This window comes from Bradyrhizobium neotropicale (assembly GCF_001641695.1).
Lineage (GTDB): Bacteria > Pseudomonadota > Alphaproteobacteria > Rhizobiales > Xanthobacteraceae > Bradyrhizobium > Bradyrhizobium neotropicale.
Genome location: NZ_LSEF01000033.1, coordinates 57,924 through 76,122, shown reverse-complemented (window position 1 = coordinate 76,122; position 18,199 = coordinate 57,924). Strand labels below are relative to the sequence as shown.

The window sequence follows — 18,199 nt, the reverse complement described above, 5'->3', positions numbered from 1 at the left end:
ATAATCCGCCTGATCGGGTGGACGAGGCGAGCTAGGACCTCACACGCCTAGGCAGCCTTTGCCTGAGCCGCAGCAGCGAGGGTATCGCGCAAATGCTGCTCCTTCTTTTCGTCCAGCGAGGTCTTGAGAACATGCCCTCCTGCATCCTTGATCTCATTGAGAACCTTGTCTGTAGTCATGTTCTGGATCAGCAGGAATAGAACAGCATCTCCCGATTTCACCTTCGACGCGAGATCCTTCATGAATTGATCTCTGATCCCGAAGTCGGTCAGCGCGCCGCCCAACGCGCCTGCGCCGGCGCCGAGAGCCACGCCGATAAGCGGATTCAAGAACACCAATCCAAACAGCAGTCCCCAGAAGCTTCCGCTTGCGGCGCCCGTCATCGTGGTGTTCACAAGCTGATTGAGCTTGACAGAGTCTCCCGTTTTGACGGCGATCACGGCATCATTGATCGTGATCAGATACTCTTTTTGCAGCTTGAGTATTTTCTGCCGAACTTCCTCTGCTTTGGCTTCGGATGGATATACAATCGCAACGAGGTCTGACATTGAACGCTCCCGTGCTGACCTGAAGTGCTGCCCCTGATCACACGCGCTTGTTTGCACGCGGCTATCGTTTAACACGGCGCAAAAAGTCTCCTGTCGGCTAATCGGACTCGCGTGTTCACAAATCGGAGACTCGTGGTCTCGGCGCGATTGAGTAAGCGGGATTGCCGTATGTGGCGCCGCGCCATGAGACTTCGCAGGTTTGCCGAACGAGCAACAGGCTTTGGCAGTCCTGAGTGAAGAGATATACACGTGAGCAAGCGCGCTCGGCTCATGGATGATCGCGCGGTGTTTGGAATCGAGCTCGCGACGGGGGCGAAACCTCATAGGAGGAACTTATGTCGGGTTCTAAGCTATGGCTGATCTCCGCGATGATGCTTCTCTCGCTCGGCTTCGCTCTCTGTCCTCAGGGCCCCGCCAATGCTGCCAGCTTCTGTGCGCAGTTGAGAGGGGCGAAGGCCACAGGACAACCTGACTGCTCATTTTCGACGCTGGAAGCCTGTCGTCTGCGTGTAAAGCACAGGGGCGGCGGCCACTGCTATAAATTGACTCATTAGCCTGATGGTCCAAATCCGCCACGACACTTGCAATCATATGCGGGTCGTGGCGTTCGGTTCGTCGAGCAACTCGGATTGACGAAATCAGCGAAACCCCCCTCGTTGGCTGAGCGGCGACGGCGAGGCCCAGCATCGGCAACGATATGCGCTTCAATGGGCGTTCGTTGCCGTTCGTGCGGGTACGCAAGGCCGCATGGCGAACATGGCCGTTGCGCCTGGAGACGGCTGGGGAGGCTATAACGCCCTCGTATTTGTTCATCGTATCAAACGTCACGCACCGCGAAATCGATTGGGGCGAGGGCCGCGACGCGCACTTGGGACGCGCCAAGCGTACGCATCTGCGGCGCGGCCAGCGTTGAGAGGAAGCGTGGTGGACCTTACTCAAATCATCGGCTTCGCGGCGGGGCTCGGGACAACCTTCGCGGCTCTGCCCGATCTCATTGCGATGCTGAAACAGCGCTCCAGCGTCGGCATGAATCCCAGAATGGCAGCCATCACGGGCACCTTTCAAATTCTCTGGGTGATCTACGGCATGTTGATTGGCTCAAGCAACATCATCATGTGGAATGTGATTGCAGTCGTGATCAATTATCTGACCGTCGGGGCATACGTGCACTTTCGCCGCCAGGAAGCGCGATCGTGATCAAACGCAACGCCGCGTGCGTTCTATGCAGGGATGCGGGTGGCGTTCTGAGTGGAGCTCGCGCTGCAGCGGGTGACAGCGATACGCCACCATCAAAGCGGCGACCTTTCCGCTTTCGAACGTCGAGTAGTCCTCGAACAGGCCGACGTCGCAGGTGTACGGTTGACCCTAAATGGATATGTTACCCAGACTGGGGTCCCGCCGATATTGTTGATCTAAGTCAAGACGAGATTTATGCTTGGGCAAAGCATTGCGCCGCCTGCTTCGTAGACGCTACGGAGATCGATATGGGCATGCGATTGTCGGCGGTGTTGATCACCGCAGCTTTTTTTACGACGACCATTTCGGGTTTTGCTCAGGACCCCTTTTCGTTTGAGAAAAGAGCTGCGGCAAAGGGCAGCCATCGATATGGCGACGTGCCGTTGGGGGCGGTCATCCGTACCGACGAACGGTACAACCAGAATGGCTTATTCCAGGGCCCGTGTGGATGGGCCTACTGGAATTTTTTGCCGGATCCCAAGCCCTATCAGAACCCCAACCTTTGGCCCGATCAGCGGCCGACCTGGAAGTTCCGAACCCAAGACCTTGGCGAGGATCTGGTGTTGGACCTCAAGTCGGATCAAACCATCTACGCTATCGGTGACGAATACCATCAGTATTGGACGCGAATTCCAGACAGCAAGGCGAGCGACGCCACGACTGCGAACTGACCACGGTCTCGGGGCCTACGCCCCTTGGGGCAATTGCGCGCTGCAACCTGCCAATGCCCCGAACAGCAGGAGGGTGTGTCATGCGTATAGCTATTCCTCTCGTCCTCTCGATCGCGATCTCGTCGCAGGCTGCGATCGCCGACATCAAACGGCACGCGTCGATCCCGGAGGCGCTGCAGGGATCATGGGCAACGAGCGCGGATGCCTGCAAAATCGCGGACAAATCGGCCGTCGCACTCGCAGCCAAGACTTACGCCGGGCCTGCGGGGAACTGTACCGTGATGTGGGTGAGCGAAACCCCCAGCCCGCACGGGGCACTCTATTCCGCCCGTTTGCGTTGCCCGAACGAGGACGCGCAGCAGCAGTGGTCGGAAACCAACCTCGTCATCCGTTCTGACGACACGAACCAGATTTCGGTCGGCCCCGATTTCGGCAGTCTCAAGACATATCAGCGCTGCCCATAATCTCGCTGCTGCGTTTGACCATGCCAGTCAAGAATCGTTCGACCTTTGGTCAACCCGTCGCAATCGTCGCACCGGCTGGCTCGGGGCCGGCGCCAATGTCGAGCCATCTCGATCACTCATCGTGCACTTGAAAGATCACCCGATGCTGGACGCGCTGCTGCCAATGGGGCCACCTTCGATCGACCAACTCAGCCGCATCATCGCAACGGTCGCCGCACCGGCATTTCTGCTGGGGGCTGTTGCCTCCTTCATTGCGGTGCTGATCTCCAGGATCAACCGTGTTGTCGATCGATCCCAAATCCTGCACGCCATCGTCGATGACGATAGCTCCAAGGCTTACCTGAAGGCCGATATACCGCGTCTAAAGCGTAGAGCTGCTCTGCTTAATCGGTCATTGTTGTGCTCGATCATCTCCGCAATTCTGACGGCCCTCATCATCATCGTTGCCTTCATCAGCTCGATGTTCAGCATGGCTCATGAGTACGGGGTTGCGATATTGTTCGTCGCCGCGCTCGTGCTATTTTGCCTGTCACTGATCGATCTGGCGCGAGAGGCTCGGATTGCACTTCACGAGAATGACTTTCGCGCCTAGACCACAGCGAGTTCGCGGGGCGGGGACGTTACGCTGCTGCGGTTCATTGCGTTCGATATTCCTGTCTGTTGTTGCCACGGAGAAGTCGGCTTCGGGCCTTCTCAAATCGACCGGGACTGGTCATTGTGCCGGTCCGAAGCTATGGAAGTGGAGCAGCATCAATGTCGGACAAGGTCTCGCGTCGCCGGTTCGCGAAGCTCGCGGGATTGTCCGCAGCCGGAATCACAAGTCCGCTGGAGATGTCGGAGGCGAAGCCGTCTCCGCGCGGCGCCGGCGGCTTTCCGCCCGGCTTTCTCTGGGGCACGGCGACCTCGTCCTATCAGGTCGAGGGCGCCGTCACTGAGGACGGGCGAGGGGCCTCGATCTGGGACAACTTTACCCGTGTCGCCGGCAAGATCGAGGACGGCACGAACGGCGACCGCGCCAATGAGCATTACCATCGCTACAAGGACGACATCGCGCTCATCAAGGAACTCGGCTGCAAGGCCTATCGCTTCTCGGTGGCCTGGCCGCGGGTGTTTCCGGACGGCGACGGCAAGCCGAACCCCAGGGGGCTCGACTTCTACAACCGGCTGGTCGACGAGCTCCTGAAGAACGGTATCGAGCCGTGGCTGACGCTCTATCACTGGGACCTGCCGCAATCGCTGCAGGACCGCTTTGGCGGCTGGCGCTCGACCGAGACCTGCAAGGCGTTCGGCGATTATGCAGCTTACGTCGCCGAGCGCCTGACCGATCGCGTCAGGAACGTGTTCACTCTGAACGAGAGCGGCCGCTTCGTCTACTTCGGTTACGGCAACGGCATCGACGCGCCCGGCTTGATGCTGCCACAGGCCGAGATCAACCAGGTCAGGCACAACAGCGCGCTCGCGCACGGGCTCGCCGTGCAGGCGGTACGCGCCCACGGCAGCCGGGGCACGCGCGTCGGTCCGGCCGAGAACATCGATGCCTGCATTCCCGCGATCGACACGCCCGAGCACGTCCGCGCCGCCGAGATCGCGCTGCGCGAGATGAATGCCAGCTATCTCAACGTCATCATCGAGGGCCGCTATACCGACGCCTTCCTGAAGTTCGCCGGCAGCGACGCGCCGAAATACACCGATGCGGAGTTGAAGATCATCTCCTCGCCGGTCGATTTCCTCGGCCTCAACATCTACGCGCCGCAGCACTATGTCGTGCCGTCCGACCAGAGTGCGGGCTTTGCGCCGCTGCCGATCCCGAAATCCTTTCCGCACATGAACTCGGACTGGCTGCGCGTCGGCCCCGAGACGATCTACTGGGTGCCGAAGCTGGCTGCGAAGATATGGAAAACCAGCGCGATCTATGTCAGCGAGAACGGCACCTCCGGGGACGACAGGGTGACGCCGGATGGCAAGATCTACGACACCGACCGCATCATGTATTTGCGCAACTATCTGGCGCAGCTCCAGCGCGCGACGGAAGAGGGCGTGCCGGTGCGCGGCTATTTCCTCTGGAGCCTGATGGACAATTTCGAATGGGTGTTCGGGCTGAACAAGCGCTTCGGTCTCTACCATGTCAATTTCGACACGCAGGTGCGGACGCCGAAGCTCAGTGCAAGCTTCTATCGCAACGTGATCGCGAAGAATGCGGCGGGGGTGTAGCGATACTTCTCCCTCTCCCCGTTCTTACGGGGTGAGGGGCTCTATCCACGAGTCCATCTACCACCGTCCTCGCGGAAGCTCCCCCTCACCCGGATTTTCCGCTGCGCGTAAAATCCGACCTCTTCCCGCAAGCGGGGCGAGGTGAAAAGGAGCTCTCGTACGGATTGCGCGATCATACATTGTTGCCGGTGTTTTGCCCGACGTGTCAATTGGTTCGCGAATGCGCCAGGCGTCATCCCGCTACCGCATTTCTACTTTGCATGGGGTTGTTTTCGAGTTTTTTGCAAAGGGGGGGCGCGCCAGCACGCATTGACTCAACTCTTCCCCTGATTCAAAACGCCCTCAACATCCATAAGAAGAGGACAACGCCCATGGTTGACGCGCTGATCATCGATGCCTGCAGGACGCCGCGGGGCGTCGGCAAGGCCGGCAAGGGAGCGCTGTCCGGTATTCATCCGCAGCAGCTTGGTGCAACCGTCCTGCGTGCGCTCGCCGATCGCACCGGGATCAACACGGCCGATGTCGACGACATCGTCTGGGGCTGCAGCGCGCAGGTCGCAACGCAAAGCGGCGATCTCGGGCGGATGTCGGCGCTCGATGCCGGCTACGACGTGCGCGCCAGCGCCGTGACGCTCGACCGCTTCTGCGGTTCCGGCATCACCAGCGTCAACATGGCGGCAGCCTCGATCATGGCGGGCGCCGAAGACCTCGTCGTCGCCGGCGGCTGCGAGATGATGTCGATGGAGGGACGGCGCGGGTCTAACCCCATGATGATGGACTCCGGCAACCTGCGGCTTCGCGCCAGGCATCCGCAGTCGCATCAGGGCGTCTGCGCCGATGCGATCGCGACGCTCGAGGGCATCACCCGGCAGGACGTCGACGCGCTCGGCCTCGAGAGCCAGAAGCGCGCTGCGCATGCGATGGCGAGCGGCCACTTCAAGAAGAGCCTCGTGCCGGTCCATCGCGAGGACGGCAGCCTCGCGCTCGATCATGAAGAGTATCCGCGGCCGCAGACCACGATGGAAGGTCTTGGCTCGCTGAAGCCTGCATTCCCCGCGATCGCCGACTATGCACTCGACGACAAGGGCACGACCTATCGCGGCCTGATCCTGCAAAAATATCCGGACTTGAAGATCGACTTCGTGCACCACGCCGGCAACTCCTCCGGCGTCGTGGATGGTGCCGCCGCGATCCTGCTGGCCTCGCCCGCCTACGCCAAGGCGCATGGCCTGAAGCCCCGCGCCCGTGTCGTGGCGATGGCCAATATGGGGGACTCGCCGACGTTGATGCTGAACGCGCCGGTGCCGGCGACCCGCAAGGTGCTGGCGAAGGCCGGCCTCACCATCGACGACATCGATTTGTTCGAGATCAACGAGGCCTTTGCGGTGGTTGCGGAGAAATATATCCGCGACCTCAAGCTCGACCGCGCCAGGGTCAACGTCAATGGCGGCTCGATCGCGCTCGGCCATCCCATCGGCGCCACCGGCTCGATCCTGATCGGCACCGTGCTGGACGAGCTCGAACGGCGCGACCTCAAGCGCGGCCTCGTCACCATGTGCGCCGCCGGCGGCATGGCCCCCGCCATCATCATCGAGCGCGTCTAGCCTTGTTTTCCCGGGTGAATCGCGACCGGCCTCCCATAAAGAGGCCGGTCGTCGCTTGTCGAAAGCATGGAATCAGCTTTAGCAAGGCGGCGTGCGGGCCTTTGAAACAAGGCAAAAACCCGCTGCCGAGGCCTCCTCCGCTCCGGAAGTGGCTAAAAAGCAGGGTTTTTTGCCACAGGGGGGCAAAAAAGCCCGTATTTTCGCGATAAAACTGTGCAGAAGGCTATAGGCCTTCAACGGTTGGTCTAATATGCAACCGGCAACGAATCAGAGGAGACACGATGCCAACCCAACTTTCCAAATCGCAGCTGATCGAAAAGATTGCGACCGCCACCGAGCTTTCCAAGCGCGACGTCAAGAACGTCATGGAGACGCTGACCGACGTCGGCCACAAGGAGCTCAAGAAGAACGGCCTTTTCCTGGTGCCGGGTTTCGCCAAGTTCGTGGTCATCAAGAAGCCCGCGACCAAGGCGCGCAAGGGCACCAACCCGTTCACGGGTGAAGAGATGATGTTCAAGGCCAAGCCGGCCCGGAAGATCGTCCGCGCCCGCCCGGTCAAGGCCGCCAAGGACGCCGTGGCCTAAGAACGCAAAGGCCCCCTCAAACGAGGGGGCCTTTTGTTTAGGGGGCGGCCGCGAGGGCTGAAGCAGAGGGATCAGCCCTTGCGGCGCTTCACCCGCACCGGAACCGGCTGAAGCCGCGGCTGCGGTACACCGGGCAGCGCGTCCCGAAGCCGATCGATGGCGCGATCGAGCAATTGGCGCAGGCGCTGCGCCGTCCGGGACCTTTTCGCTCTTCCCACTCGTTCGTTCATCTGATCTCACTCCGCCGCCTCGACCTTGGCTCCGGCCGGCTCGAGCGCCGCGGCGATGGCCTCGTCCACGCGCTCCAGCCAGATGAATTCGAGGTTGTCCCGCGCGCTCTTCGGGATGTCGTCGTAGTCCCGCTTGTTGCGCGCCGGCAGCATCACCCGCTTCAGCCCCGCGGCCGCGGCCGCGACCACCTTCTCCTTGATGCCGCCGACCGGGAGCACCAGGCCGCGCAGCGAGATCTCGCCGGTCATCGCGGTGTCGCTGCGCACCGTGCGGCTCGTGAGCAGCGAGGTCAGCGCCGTGAACATCGCGACCCCCGCGCTCGGTCCGTCCTTCGGGGTTGCGCCCGCCGGAACGTGAACGTGGATGTCGCTCTTCTCGAACAGCGCCGGGTCGATGCCGAGCTGGGTCGCGCGGCTCTTCACCAGCGTGAGCGCCGCCTGCACGCTTTCGCGCATGACGTCGCCGAGCTGACCGGTCAGGATCAGCCCGCCCCGGCCGGGGACGCGCGTTGCCTCGATGAACAGGATGTCGCCGCCGACCGGCGTCCAGGCAAGGCCAGTGGCCACGCCAGGAATGCTGGTGCGCAGTGCGATCTCGCCCTCGAAGCGCGGCTGACCGAGCACGGTGCTGATGTCCTTCGGGCTGATGACGACTTTCGTGGCCGTACCCTCCGCAACCTGCACCGCGGCGTAGCGGAACACCTTGCCGATCTCCCGCTCCAGATTGCGCACGCCGGCCTCGCGGGTATAGCCCTTGACGATCAGCTTCAGCGCCTCCGGCTCGATCTCGGCCTGCTCCGCCGTCAGCCCGTTGGCCTCGAGCTGCCGCCGCACCAGATAGCGGCGCGCGATCTCGAGCTTCTCCTCTTCGGTGTAGCCGGCGAGGCTGATCAGCTCCATGCGATCCAGCAGCGGACCCGGGATCTGGTCCAGCATGTTGGCGGTCGCGATGAAGACCACGCGCGACAGGTCGAAGGGCACGCCGAGATAGTTGTCCCGGAACGTCCCGTTCTGCTCGGGGTCGAGCACCTCCAGCATCGCGGCAGAGGGATCGCCCTGCACACCGCGGCCCATCTTGTCGATCTCGTCCAGCATCATCACGCAGTTCCGGCTGCCTGCCTTCTTGATGCCCTGGATGATGTTGCCGGGCAGCGCGCCGATATAGGTGCGCCGGTGACCGCGGATCTCGGCCTCGTCATGCACGCCGCCCAAGCTGACGCGTACGAAGGGGCGATCCATCGCGCGCGCGATGGACTGGCCGAGCGAGGTCTTGCCGACGCCGGGCGGGCCGACGAAGCACAGGATCGGCGCCTTGCCCTGCGGCGCGAGCTTGCGCACGGCGAGATATTCGATGATCCGGCTCTTGATCTTCTCGAGGCCAAAGTGATCGGCATCGAGGATGCGTCGCGCCTCCTTGATGTCGATCGGCTTCTCCTCGGGCAGCGCCCAGGGCAGTTCGATCAGCCAGTCGAGATAGGTACGGACCATGCCGGATTCGCCGGCGGCCTCCGGCATGCGCTCGTAGCGGCGCAGCTCCTTCTTGGCGTGCGCCTCCGCCTCCGGCGGCATGCCGGCCTTGGCGATCGCAGCCGTCAGCTCGGCGACCTCGGCCGCCTTGCCGTCGCCTTCGCCGAGCTGGCGCTGGATGGTCGCCATCTGCTCGCGCAGAATCGCCTCGCGCTGCCGCTCGTCGAAAGCGGCGCGGGTCTTCTGCCCGATCTCGTTGGAGATGCGCAGCACCTCCAGCCGCTCGGCGAGCTGCTTCGACACCTTCTCCACACGCAGGGCGAGGTCGATGGTCTCCAGCACCTCCTGCTTGTCCTGCGGCTTGATGTCCATGAAGGAGGTCGCCAGATCGGCCAGCGCGCCGGGCGCGGTAGTGGTCTGGAACATCGTGACCAGCTCCTGCGGCGCCTGCGGCAACAGCTCGATCGCCTCGATCGCCTGGCGCTGCAGGTTCAGCGAACGGGCCTCGATCTCGGCCGAGGTCGTCGCCGGCTCTGGAATCTGCTGAAACCGTGCAGCCAGAAATGGCTTGTCCGGCAGGAAGTCGAGAATGCGGGCGCGCTGCACGCCCTGGCAGACGACATGATGCGTCCCGTCAGGCGCGGTGATGTAGCGCACGATGTTGGCGATGGTCGCGACCCGGTAGAGATCGTCCGGGCCGGGATCGTCGATCTCGGGATTGCGTTGCAGGAGGATACCGATCGGCCGCTGCTCGCGCAGCGCCTGCTGCGCGGCCGCGATCGACTTCGGACGGCCGACCGCGATCGGCGCGATCGCGCCGGGAAACAGCACCATCTCGCGGACGGGGATGATGATCAGCGCATCGTCCGGGATGCTGACGGATTCAGTGTTTGGCGTATTGTTCATCTGTTCGGGGGCCATGATCGACCTCAGGATTTGGCGAGGCGCAGTGCGACGCAGCCGTCCATCACGAAGCGGCTGATGGCATAGCGGCCGAGGGGAAGCGCGATGCGGCGCTCGAAACGTCCCTGCGGCAGTTCGAGCCGGTGGATGCGGGCGTTGCGCAGTTCGGCCGGCAACGTGCGCTGGCCGGAGATGACGAGCACGCCGTCATGGATCACCGTCTCCACATTGTCGGGATTGACGCCGGGGAGCGCGACCAGGATCAAGAGCTCATGCTCGGTCTCGAGCACGTCGATCGGCGGCTCCCAGCAGGCTTCCTGACGGCCGAACTGCTGACGCAGCCGCTCGGCGCGGGTCAGCGAGTCCAGGGCTTCGGAGAGCATCCAGTCGAGGGGATTTTTCGGTTGCATGGGCAAGGCTCTGAGGAAGGCGCTGCGATTGGAAGAACCGCATATGGGGATGGTTCCCGGGAAGTCCAGCATTGCGCGTTCAGAGTATGCCCGGTCTGCGCGATCTGAACCAGACCGCAAGTCCCCTTCAGTCAGACTGACGGCGCCGCGGATGTGGTCCGCAGCGCCGTCGGGAGCAATTGGGCCGGCGCGGTATCAAGCCGCAGCGCGGTAGTGGCCTTCCGCTTCGAGATTGATCACGGAAGTGGCGAGCTCGGTCAACGCGCGATCGGTCGATTCTTCCTCGTCCAGCGTCGCCTGGAGCAACGTTGCGGCCTCCTGCATGCCGAGTTCCTCGGCCCAGGTGCGCAGCGTGCCGTAGCGGGAGATCTCGTAGTGCTCGACCGCCTGGGCCGCAGCGAGCAGGCCAGCATCGAGGGCAGGGGCGTTCTTGAACTCCCTCATGATCTCGGCGCCCTCGTCCGTGATGCCGTTGATCGCCTCGCAAGGCTTGCCGCGCGCCGGCTTGCCAAGCATCTTGAAGATCTGGTCGAGCCGTTTGACCTGGCCCTGGGTCTCGCGCAGATGCTTGTTGAAGGCGGCCGCAAGGTCCTTCGAGTGCGCGGCCTTGGACATCTTGGGCAGGGTCTTGATGATCTTGTTCTCGGCGAAATAGATGTCCCTCAGCGTCTCCAGGAACAAATCGTTCAGCGTCTTCGGCGCCCGGCGCGTGCGCCGCGCCGCAGTCTTCCTGGTTGCGCGTTTCTTGGTTGTTCGCTTCGTGGTTCGTCTAGCCATATATCCTCCTCTTGAGGTGACACGGGAAGGCATGCCCTTCCTCAATCCTCGGGCGATCAAGAGTCTGCGAGAGCAAATGTTCCTCGCAGAGGTCGCGGCGAGCCGTTATGGATTGCAGCTCAAGCCACCGCTTGCGTGAGACGCATTCTCCCATGCTCGACTTTGCCCTGTCCGCCTTCGTGACGTTGCTGCTGGTGGTCGACCCCGTCGGCCTTGCACCGGCCTTCCTCGCTGCGACCGGGGGCATGCCCGACAAAATCAAGCGGACGATCGCGCTGCGTGCACCGTTGATCGCGGCATCAATCCTGGTTGTGATCGCGCTGGTCGGAAATTGGCTGTTGCGCCAGCTCGGGATCGGCATCCCGGCGTTCCAGATCGCAGGCGGGCTGCTCTTGTTTGGCGTCTCCTATCAGATGATCTTCGGCGACCGGCCGCATCGCGAGGCGCGCGAGGCCGACAAGGCGCTGTCCGAGCATGCCTCCGATGTCGCTGTATTTCCGCTCGCCATCCCCATGATGGCCGGCCCAGGGGCGATCGCCACTACTCTGCTGCTGGCGGGCAATGCCGGCTATGGCGTCAAGCTCGCGCTCATCATCGCGGTTGTGATCTCGGTCTGCCTGCTCTGCATGCTGTGCTTTGCCTCCGCGTCGCTGATCGCGCGGACGCTCGGGCGCACCGGCAATGCGGTGCTGTCGCGCGTGCTCGGCATGCTGCTTGCCGCCTATTCGGTGCAGTTCGTCATCAACGGCATCGCCGCCGTCCGCGCGGGGCTGCCCTGATCCTAAGCCGATTCAATAATGCATTGATTTTACTGTCTATTTTAAGCTGCGGCAGGGCCGCAAGCATGACAATGCGCGGCGAGGTCCGCTTTCTCTTGCACTGTCTTATTGCTTTGACGTACTTCCCCTCTAGCAAGCTTCCATCGCCGGAATTCGAGATGTCGATGACAGGAAACGAGCTCGACAAGAGACAGGCCATCATCGACGCCTGCCGCCGCATGAATGCGCTCGGCATCAACCAGGGCACCTCGGGCAATATCAGCCTGCGGCACAATGACGGCCTCCTGATCACGCCGACCAGCGTGCCCTACGATGCCATGACACCGGACCAGATCGTCGTCATGGCCATGGACGGCTCCCATGCCGCCAGCCAGAAGCCGTCGAGCGAATGGCGCTTCCATCGTGACATTCTGAAGTCGCGCGACGACGTCAACGCCGTCGTCCACGCCCATCCGACCTATTCGACCATTTTGGCGATCATGGGCATGGACATTCCGCCCGTGCACTACATGATCGCGGCCGCAGGCGGCGACAGCATCCGCTGCGCGCCCTATGCCACCTTCGGCACGGCGGAACTGTCCGAGCATGCGGTCCGAGCGCTGGAGGGCCGGCTCGCCTGCCTGCTCGACCATCACGGCCTGATCGCGATCGGCAAGACCCTGGACAAGGCGATGTGGCTCGCAGTCGAGGTCGAGACGCTGGCGCGGCAGTATCATGGCTGCCTCCAGATAGGGAAACCGCCGCTGCTCACCAGCGCCGAGATCGAACGGGTCCGCCAGCGTATGGCCGGCTACGGCATGTCCGAAGGCTAGGGCGGGGCAGGCGGTGTTCGCGCGGATCAGGCATATCGTCGATCGCAAGGGTTCGAACCGGGTCATGGTTCGCCTGCGCGCGCTGCTGCGCAGCAACGAGTTCTACCTGATCCCGCTCGCGCTCGTGATCGGCACGCTTGCCGGCGCGGTGGTGACGCTGATGGCCGAGATCGCGCAGATCGCCCATGTCCTGATCTATGGCATTCCCGTCGACGTCCGCCTGTCCGCCCATGCGCGCGTCAGCCCCTGGGCGGCGCTGCTCGCGCCCGCGCTCGGCGGGCTCGCGCTCGGCATCATGGAATGGTCGCGGCGGCGGATGAAGATATCGAACGCGGTCGACCCGATCGAGGCCAATGCGCTGCGCGGCGGTAATCTCTCGATGCGCGACAGCGTGGTGGTGTCGAGCCAGACGCTGATCTCCAACGGCTGCGGCGCATCCGTCGGTCTCGAGGCCGGCTATACCCAGATCGGCTCGGGCATCGCCTCGCTGCTCGGCAAGTTCTTCAATCTCCGCCGCAACGATTTGCGTCTGATCGTCGGCTGCGGCGCCGCAGCGGCGATTGCGGCGGCGTTCGGCGCGCCGATCACTGGCGCCTTCTACGCCTGCGAGCTGATCGTCGGCGTCTATTCGGTCGGCAGCGCCGCGCCGATCCTGGCGGCCTCGCTCGCCGGTGCACTGACCGCACAGTGGCTCGGCGGCGCCCCGTACTCGATCGAGATACCGAAGGTCTCTTCGGTCGGCATCGAGCAATATCTGGCGCTGATCGGGCTCGCGCTCGTCACCAGCGGCGTCGGCATCGCCGTCATGCGCTCGTCCTCGACGTTCGAGCGCCTGTTCGCCTGGCTGCCGGTCTGGTTGCGCCCGGTGATCGGCGGCCTCATCGTCGGCTCTTTTGCGATCGTCACTCCGCAGGTGCTCGCTGCCGGCCACGGCGCCATGGTGCTCGATCTCTTTCACGACATGACGATCGGCCTGATCGCGATCATCATTGCCTTGAAGCTGATGGCCTGTCTGATCTCGCTCGCCTCCGGCTTTCGCGGCGGCCTGTTCTTCGCCTCGCTGTTCGTCGGCAGCCTGATCGGAAAGTTCTTCGCCGCGCTGCTGCTGCTCATCAGCCCGGACTTCGCGATCGACCCGCTGGTGGCGATGCTGACGGGCATGGCGACGCTTGGCGTCGCCATCGTCGGCGGCCCGCTGACGATGTCGTTTCTCGTGCTCGAGATGACGCGCAATGTTGACGTCACCGCTGTCGTGCTGGCGGGCTGCATCGTCACCTCGATCTGCGTCCGCTTCATGTTCGGCCATTCCTTCTCGACCTGGCGCCTGCACCTGCGCGGCGAGACCATCCGCAGCGCCAACGATGTCGGCTGGCTGCGCAACCTCACCGTCGAGCGGCTGATGCGCTCCGACGTCGGCAAGGTGCCGGCGACCACGACGATTGCCGCGACGCGGCGCGAGTTCGCGCTGGGGTCGCGCCCCGGCATCGTCGTCGTCAACAATGCTGACGAATATGTCGGCCTCGTCATGCTGCCCGACCTGTTTTCCAGCGATCTCGATACCATCGCCGACGACATCCAGGTGGTCGAGCTCGCCCGCTACATCGACATCGTGCTGATCCCGGAAATGAACGTGAAGTCGGCGATGGCGGTGTTCGACGAAGCCGAGGCCGAGATGCTGGCGGTGGTCGATTCCACCGACAGCCGCAAGGTGGTGGGCTTCCTGTCCGAGACCTTCGCCCGCCGCCGCTATGTCGAGGAGATCGACAAAGCCACGCGCGGCGTGCTGGGGGCGCTGTCGTAAGCCTCTGCGGCCTCGAGGGTCGAGATAGGTATCGGAGGAGGGGGCTGCGGAACTCGTCGTCGCCCTGCCTCCTAATTTCCATGATGGGGTCTTGCTTTGGACAAATCGCGTGAGCGATCATCAGCCAGAGCAAATGCGACGGACGCCTTCGGGCGACATTGGGCTGGGGGGAGGGAAGCGCCAATGAACTCCGTAACAACACCGATCGAGCCGCGTTATGCGCTGTCCGCACGCATGGACGAAGAGCTCTCGCACACCTTCGAGAAAATCAAGAGCGTCGATGAACAGATCGCGCGCGCCAGCGAGCAGCTTTCCAGGCTCGAGCGCGATGACGCACGCAGCCGGTCGCCGCGTGGCCGGCCGGCGCTGCGCGGCATCGCCGGCCTGGTGCTGGCAGCGGGGATTGGCACCGCTGCCTTGGTCTCGCAATCATCCTACGGTGATACGGTCAGGCAGATGATCGCCGGTTGGGCACCGCTGCGCGCTGCGACGTCGTCCCAGTCGCAAGAGCCAGCCCCCGTCGCTCAGCCGAGCCCAACTGTTCAGCTCGCCGAGGCGCCGCCGGCATCGCCGCAACCTGCAGCGGCCGCTGAAGCCATACCGGAAGCGGTCGCGTCAACCGGGAGCGCGCTGCCCCCGGAGCTGACGGAATTGCTGCAGAAGCTGGCGAGCGATGTCGCAAACGTGCAGCAAGGCATCGACGAGCTCAAGGCGAGCCAGGCGCAATTGAAAGCGAACCAGGAGCAGATGTCGCTCGACAGCGTCAGGCTTGCCGGCGAGTTGAAGGCAGGCCAGGAACAAATGGCACGGCTTGTCGCCAAGACGCCGGACAACAAGACGCCCGAGGTCGCCGGGAAAACGCCCGACCGGCCGAATGCGGGGCAGAAGACGAGCGCAGCGCCCGTGCCTGCGCCACGCCCGGCTGCAGCCACGACGCGCAAGCCGGCGCCGGCAACGCCGTCACCGCATGCCACGGTGCGGCAGCCGGCTCCGCTGCAGCTGCGATCCGCACAACAATAGGCGCGATCGATAGCGGCGCGCTGTTGTAGCGACGTCCGGCCGGACATCCATCGCGATGGCGATAGGCCGCACGCGCGGCGGACTTGCCAGATTCTCTGCAACCTCTAGGCTAGTGGCTCCGCCGGGCCATGTCCCTGGCCGGCCCCGCTGACGAGGGATGCGCGATGTCCGAGACGCTGCGCCTGTTGATCGCCTTGCTCGACCTCGGGCCCGGGTTGAAGGATCTGCTTGGCGACAAATGGCCGGCCTACAGCGACGAGTTGCTGGAACTCGCCGGACGAGCCGGCCGCGGCGACGACCCGGTCGAGCTTCGTCGCACGCTCGATGCGCTGGTCCAACGGCTGCTCGCGGAGGCGCCGGCTGCAGAGCTCGTCGAGCGCGCGGTGCGGCCACCGGCACCCACATTCGGTCCCGAAATCATAATCCGCCGCGGCCGCGTCCCGCCGACCGGCCCCACGCAGATCGTCCGGCCGAGCACCGACGACGTCACCGGCATCGTCAAGATTCCCGTCTTCTATGGCACCGATCGCGCGCGCGGCGACGACACGCCGGCGAACTACTATACGGGCCGCCGCGCAGGGCCGGCCTTCGGGATCGCAGAGGTCAGCGTGCCGACGCGCGGCCGCAACGTCGGTGAGCTGACCGGGCCGAGCTGGTGGCGTCTCGAATTCTCGCAAGATCCCGAGAAGCATGTGATCCTGATGGCGGTCGAAATGCTCGGCCGGGATGTGTTCACCGCCAGCTTGGCGGACTCGCTCGCTGCGGCCGACCAGCGCGACGTTCTCATCTTCGTGCACGGCTACAACGTGTCGTTCGAGGATGCGGCGCGGCGTGCCGCGCAGATTTCCGTCGATCTGAAATTCGCCGGCAGGACCCTTCTGTATAGCTGGGCGTCGGCGGCGGACCCGAAGCAGTACACGGTGGACGAAGACACGATCGAATGGTCGCGCGAGCATTTCGAGGCGTTTTTCCGGCTTGCGCTGACCGAGATCGGCGCCCGCGAGGTTCACGTCATCGCCCACAGCATGGGCAACCGCGCGCTCATCAACACGCTCGAGCGCGTCAGGTCCTGGCAATTGCCGCCCGGCGCCGCGACGCTGTGCCAGGTCATCTTTGCTGCGCCCGACATCGGCCGCGACCGCTTCGTCCAGCTCGCCGAGAAGTTCAAGGGCTGCGCGCGCCGCTGCACGCTCTATGCGTCGTCAAGCGACGTCGCGCTGATGGCCTCGAGACTGGTGCACGGCTATCCGCGGGCGGGCGAAGCCGGCCCGGCGCTGCTGGTCGTCGACGGCGTCGATACGATCGACGCCTCGCTGGTCGATACCAGCCTCGTCGGGCTGCGCCATTCCTATTTCGGCAGCAAGCGCTCGATCCTCAACGACATGTTCGGCCTGATCGTGCAGCAGCTCACGCCGGATCAGCGCTTCGATCTTCAGGCCACGGGCGACGCGCTCCGAAAATACTGGAACTACCGGGCCTAGACGTTGCCCCCTCATTCCAGAGGTCGCGGACGGTGTCGCGACGGCGCGAAGTGTCGAGCAATCATGGAAGCAGGACGGCGGCTTTGCGCCGCCGTCCGTGCCGGCTATTGGCCTGGTTGAGGTGAAGGCACGACGAGGCATGCCACGATCCGGCGGACCATTGGCAGGACCACGAGCAACGTCGGAAAGGCGACGAGCCACGACAGCGCCCAGCCAGGTGGCCAGGAAGGCAGGCGTCGGCCCGAGGCTCCTCAGTGTCGAAATGATCGACACCACGGCCGTCATAAGGATGGAAAGCACAAATGGCATGACGATCGGCGCATAGCGCGTCGGCAGTTTGCGAACCGCAATCATCTGTTTCTCTTGAAGAAAAGGACGCGTCGGTCACGTTGAACCCTTAGAATTGCATCGATCCCGACGGCGTCGGTTGATGCGTTGGTTCACGTGAAACGCTTACGGCGACCGAAAAACGGCGCGGCTGTTCATTATCCGCTCAGGTTGAATCGATCAAGCTGGACTTGGTTGTTCGGTTTACAATCGTTCAAGGCGTGGCAGATTGCCGCGATCAAGAAACCATCTCAATGGTTTGCGCGTTGCGTGTCGTTTTCCTATCTCTGCTTTGGGTGAGAACAGAGGACCCTCAGATGCGCGATGGACCCATGAATTTCAGAGTTGGCCACAACACCGTCCTGGCCGCGTTCGCAAGCCTCGCCCTGGTTGCGGCCTCCGCATCGCCCTCGACGGCGACCTCGCCACGTAAAGCGGTTGCTGCGAGCTCGAATGCATCCGCGGCGACCGACTTCAGCGCCGCCCGTCGCCACCGCTATTATCGTCGGGGTCCAAGTGCGGCGGGTCTCGCTTTCATGGGCGCGGCGACCGGCATTATCGCGGGGGCGATCGCGGAGAGCCAGCGCCGCGAATACTACGAAGACAATTATTACTACGGCGGCCCGCGGCACTACTATGGTCCCGGCTACGGCTACTATGGCGGTCCGGGCTACTATGGCGGTCCGGGCTATTATCAGCCCTACTGACCGTTGCGCCATCAAACAGGGCAGTGCCTGCGTAGCCGATGCCGGCTCGCAATGGCAACGTTGGGGCAGTTGCGCTTCATGTGCAGCCAATGTCGTCCCGGCTTTCGCCAGGGCGACATCCGAGAGTCCGGCGGGATGCCTCACTACGGCCAAAGCATCGCGCCTCT

The 18,199-nt window shown here is 63.5% G+C and carries 18 protein-coding genes and 1 pseudogene; 13 read left to right on the top strand and 6 right to left on the bottom strand.

The features are described 5' to 3' along the window. Nucleotides 1–47 precede the first annotated feature (47 nt). Nucleotides 48–548: a DUF1269 domain-containing protein gene (locus AXW67_RS08485; RefSeq protein WP_027551096.1), complete on the bottom strand. Its 501-nt coding sequence runs from the start codon at nucleotides 546–548 to the stop codon at nucleotides 48–50. A 921-nt stretch (nucleotides 549–1,469) separates the two neighbouring features. Between AXW67_RS08485 and AXW67_RS42675 the strand changes: the two genes are divergently transcribed. From AXW67_RS42675 to AXW67_RS08450, 7 genes are all read left to right on the top strand, one after another. Beyond that, nucleotides 1,470–1,745: a SemiSWEET family sugar transporter gene (locus AXW67_RS42675; RefSeq protein ID WP_161491240.1), complete on the top strand. Its 276-nt coding sequence runs from the start codon at nucleotides 1,470–1,472 to the stop codon at nucleotides 1,743–1,745. Between the two features lie 287 nt (nucleotides 1,746–2,032). After that, entirely contained in the window at nucleotides 2,033–2,455 is a 423-nt protein-coding gene (locus tag AXW67_RS08475) for a hypothetical protein (RefSeq protein WP_063677495.1), read from the top strand. Between the two features lie 80 nt (nucleotides 2,456–2,535). Next, on the top strand, nucleotides 2,536–2,919 hold the full coding sequence (locus tag AXW67_RS08470) for a hypothetical protein (protein WP_063677494.1): 384 nt from the start codon (nucleotides 2,536–2,538) through the stop codon (nucleotides 2,917–2,919). Nucleotides 2,920–3,061: 142 nt separating this feature from the next. Beyond that, nucleotides 3,062–3,511 carry a DUF2721 domain-containing protein gene (locus tag AXW67_RS08465; RefSeq protein WP_063677493.1) on the top strand — a complete coding sequence of 150 codons (450 nt, stop codon included), beginning with the start codon at nucleotides 3,062–3,064 and terminating at the stop codon, nucleotides 3,509–3,511. 161 nt (nucleotides 3,512–3,672) lie between these two features. Beyond that, a complete protein-coding gene (locus tag AXW67_RS08460; RefSeq protein WP_063677492.1) occupies nucleotides 3,673–5,130 on the top strand; it encodes a GH1 family beta-glucosidase in 1,458 nt (485 codons plus the stop codon). Nucleotides 5,131–5,501: 371 nt separating this feature from the next. After that, nucleotides 5,502–6,734: an acetyl-CoA C-acetyltransferase gene (locus AXW67_RS08455; RefSeq protein WP_063677491.1), complete on the top strand. Its 1,233-nt coding sequence runs from the start codon at nucleotides 5,502–5,504 to the stop codon at nucleotides 6,732–6,734. 281 nt (nucleotides 6,735–7,015) lie between these two features. Beyond that, nucleotides 7,016–7,318 carry an HU family DNA-binding protein gene (locus AXW67_RS08450; protein ID WP_027528369.1) on the top strand — a complete coding sequence of 101 codons (303 nt, stop codon included), beginning with the start codon at nucleotides 7,016–7,018 and terminating at the stop codon, nucleotides 7,316–7,318. A gap of 71 nt (nucleotides 7,319–7,389) precedes the next feature. Here the strand turns inward: AXW67_RS08450 and AXW67_RS43090 are convergent, their stop codons facing one another. The 4 genes from AXW67_RS43090 to AXW67_RS08435 all read right to left on the bottom strand — a co-directional run bounded on the left by AXW67_RS43090 (nucleotide 7,390) and on the right by AXW67_RS08435 (nucleotide 11,105). Continuing rightward, nucleotides 7,390–7,548 (bottom strand): hypothetical protein, encoded by a 159-nt coding sequence (locus AXW67_RS43090; protein WP_198024673.1) that lies wholly within the window; start codon nucleotides 7,546–7,548, stop codon nucleotides 7,390–7,392. A gap of 6 nt (nucleotides 7,549–7,554) precedes the next feature. Then, complete coding sequence (lon, locus tag AXW67_RS08445) at nucleotides 7,555–9,936, bottom strand: endopeptidase La (RefSeq protein ID WP_063677490.1); 2,382 nt, start codon at nucleotides 9,934–9,936, stop codon at nucleotides 7,555–7,557. An 8-nt stretch (nucleotides 9,937–9,944) separates the two neighbouring features. Continuing rightward, nucleotides 9,945–10,328 carry an Hsp20/alpha crystallin family protein gene (locus tag AXW67_RS08440; protein ID WP_027551089.1) on the bottom strand — a complete coding sequence of 128 codons (384 nt, stop codon included), beginning with the start codon at nucleotides 10,326–10,328 and terminating at the stop codon, nucleotides 9,945–9,947. Nucleotides 10,329–10,523: 195 nt separating this feature from the next. Further along, nucleotides 10,524–11,105, bottom strand: coding sequence for a YciE/YciF ferroxidase family protein (locus AXW67_RS08435; protein WP_063677489.1), 582 nt, complete (start codon nucleotides 11,103–11,105; stop codon nucleotides 10,524–10,526). 152 nt (nucleotides 11,106–11,257) lie between these two features. Here AXW67_RS08435 and AXW67_RS08430 point away from each other — a divergent pair, with 152 nt between their 5' ends. The 5 genes from AXW67_RS08430 (at nucleotide 11,258) to AXW67_RS40330 (ending at nucleotide 16,998) form a co-directional block, all read left to right on the top strand. Next, nucleotides 11,258–11,884 carry a MarC family protein gene (locus AXW67_RS08430; RefSeq protein ID WP_063677488.1) on the top strand — a complete coding sequence of 209 codons (627 nt, stop codon included), beginning with the start codon at nucleotides 11,258–11,260 and terminating at the stop codon, nucleotides 11,882–11,884. Between the two features lie 158 nt (nucleotides 11,885–12,042). Then, nucleotides 12,043–12,696: a class II aldolase/adducin family protein gene (locus tag AXW67_RS08425; protein ID WP_201723651.1), complete on the top strand. Its 654-nt coding sequence runs from the start codon at nucleotides 12,043–12,045 to the stop codon at nucleotides 12,694–12,696. Between the two features lie 13 nt (nucleotides 12,697–12,709). Further along, nucleotides 12,710–14,497: a chloride channel protein gene (locus AXW67_RS08420; protein ID WP_063677487.1), complete on the top strand. Its 1,788-nt coding sequence runs from the start codon at nucleotides 12,710–12,712 to the stop codon at nucleotides 14,495–14,497. A gap of 234 nt (nucleotides 14,498–14,731) precedes the next feature. Continuing rightward, complete coding sequence (locus AXW67_RS08415; RefSeq protein ID WP_245315483.1) at nucleotides 14,732–15,517, top strand: hypothetical protein; 786 nt, start codon at nucleotides 14,732–14,734, stop codon at nucleotides 15,515–15,517. A 164-nt stretch (nucleotides 15,518–15,681) separates the two neighbouring features. Further along, entirely contained in the window at nucleotides 15,682–16,998 is a 1,317-nt protein-coding gene (locus tag AXW67_RS40330; RefSeq protein ID WP_082907830.1) for an alpha/beta hydrolase, read from the top strand. Nucleotides 16,999–17,102: 104 nt separating this feature from the next. On the opposite strand, the pseudogene AXW67_RS40325 reads toward AXW67_RS40330, so the two are convergent. Continuing rightward, nucleotides 17,103–17,352 (bottom strand): annotated as a pseudogene (locus tag AXW67_RS40325) (DUF2798 domain-containing protein). A gap of 290 nt (nucleotides 17,353–17,642) precedes the next feature. Here AXW67_RS40325 and AXW67_RS08405 point away from each other — a divergent pair. Beyond that, nucleotides 17,643–18,032, top strand: a complete 390-nt coding sequence (locus AXW67_RS08405) for a hypothetical protein (protein ID WP_027551082.1) — start codon at nucleotides 17,643–17,645, stop codon at nucleotides 18,030–18,032. Nucleotides 18,033–18,199 lie beyond the last annotated feature (167 nt).

Excerpts from the sequence above, each read along its gene's own strand:
- AXW67_RS08455 (WP_063677491.1), top strand. The coding sequence starts at position 5,502 with ATGGTTGACGCGCTGATCATCGATGCCTGCAGGACGCCGCGGGGCGTC.
- AXW67_RS08475 (WP_063677495.1), top strand. The coding sequence starts at position 2,033 with ATGGGCATGCGATTGTCGGCGGTGTTGATCACCGCAGCTTTTTTTACG.
- AXW67_RS08425 (WP_201723651.1), top strand. The coding sequence starts at position 12,043 with ATGTCGATGACAGGAAACGAGCTCGACAAGAGACAGGCCATCATCGAC.
- AXW67_RS43090 (WP_198024673.1), bottom strand. The coding sequence starts at position 7,548 with ATGAACGAACGAGTGGGAAGAGCGAAAAGGTCCCGGACGGCGCAGCGC.
- AXW67_RS08460 (WP_063677492.1), top strand. The coding sequence starts at position 3,673 with ATGTCGGACAAGGTCTCGCGTCGCCGGTTCGCGAAGCTCGCGGGATTG.
- AXW67_RS08450 (WP_027528369.1), top strand. The coding sequence starts at position 7,016 with ATGCCAACCCAACTTTCCAAATCGCAGCTGATCGAAAAGATTGCGACC.
- AXW67_RS40330 (WP_082907830.1), top strand. The coding sequence starts at position 15,682 with ATGTCCGAGACGCTGCGCCTGTTGATCGCCTTGCTCGACCTCGGGCCC.
- AXW67_RS08470 (WP_063677494.1), top strand. The coding sequence starts at position 2,536 with ATGCGTATAGCTATTCCTCTCGTCCTCTCGATCGCGATCTCGTCGCAG.
- AXW67_RS08465 (WP_063677493.1), top strand. The coding sequence starts at position 3,062 with ATGCTGGACGCGCTGCTGCCAATGGGGCCACCTTCGATCGACCAACTC.
- AXW67_RS08415 (WP_245315483.1), top strand. The coding sequence starts at position 14,732 with ATGGACGAAGAGCTCTCGCACACCTTCGAGAAAATCAAGAGCGTCGAT.
- AXW67_RS08485 (WP_027551096.1), bottom strand. The coding sequence starts at position 548 with ATGTCAGACCTCGTTGCGATTGTATATCCATCCGAAGCCAAAGCAGAG.
- AXW67_RS08430 (WP_063677488.1), top strand. The coding sequence starts at position 11,258 with ATGCTCGACTTTGCCCTGTCCGCCTTCGTGACGTTGCTGCTGGTGGTC.
- AXW67_RS08405 (WP_027551082.1), top strand. The coding sequence starts at position 17,643 with ATGCGCGATGGACCCATGAATTTCAGAGTTGGCCACAACACCGTCCTG.
- AXW67_RS08435 (WP_063677489.1), bottom strand. The coding sequence starts at position 11,105 with ATGGCTAGACGAACCACGAAGCGAACAACCAAGAAACGCGCAACCAGG.
- lon (WP_063677490.1), bottom strand. The coding sequence starts at position 9,936 with ATGGCCCCCGAACAGATGAACAATACGCCAAACACTGAATCCGTCAGC.
- AXW67_RS08440 (WP_027551089.1), bottom strand. The coding sequence starts at position 10,328 with ATGCAACCGAAAAATCCCCTCGACTGGATGCTCTCCGAAGCCCTGGAC.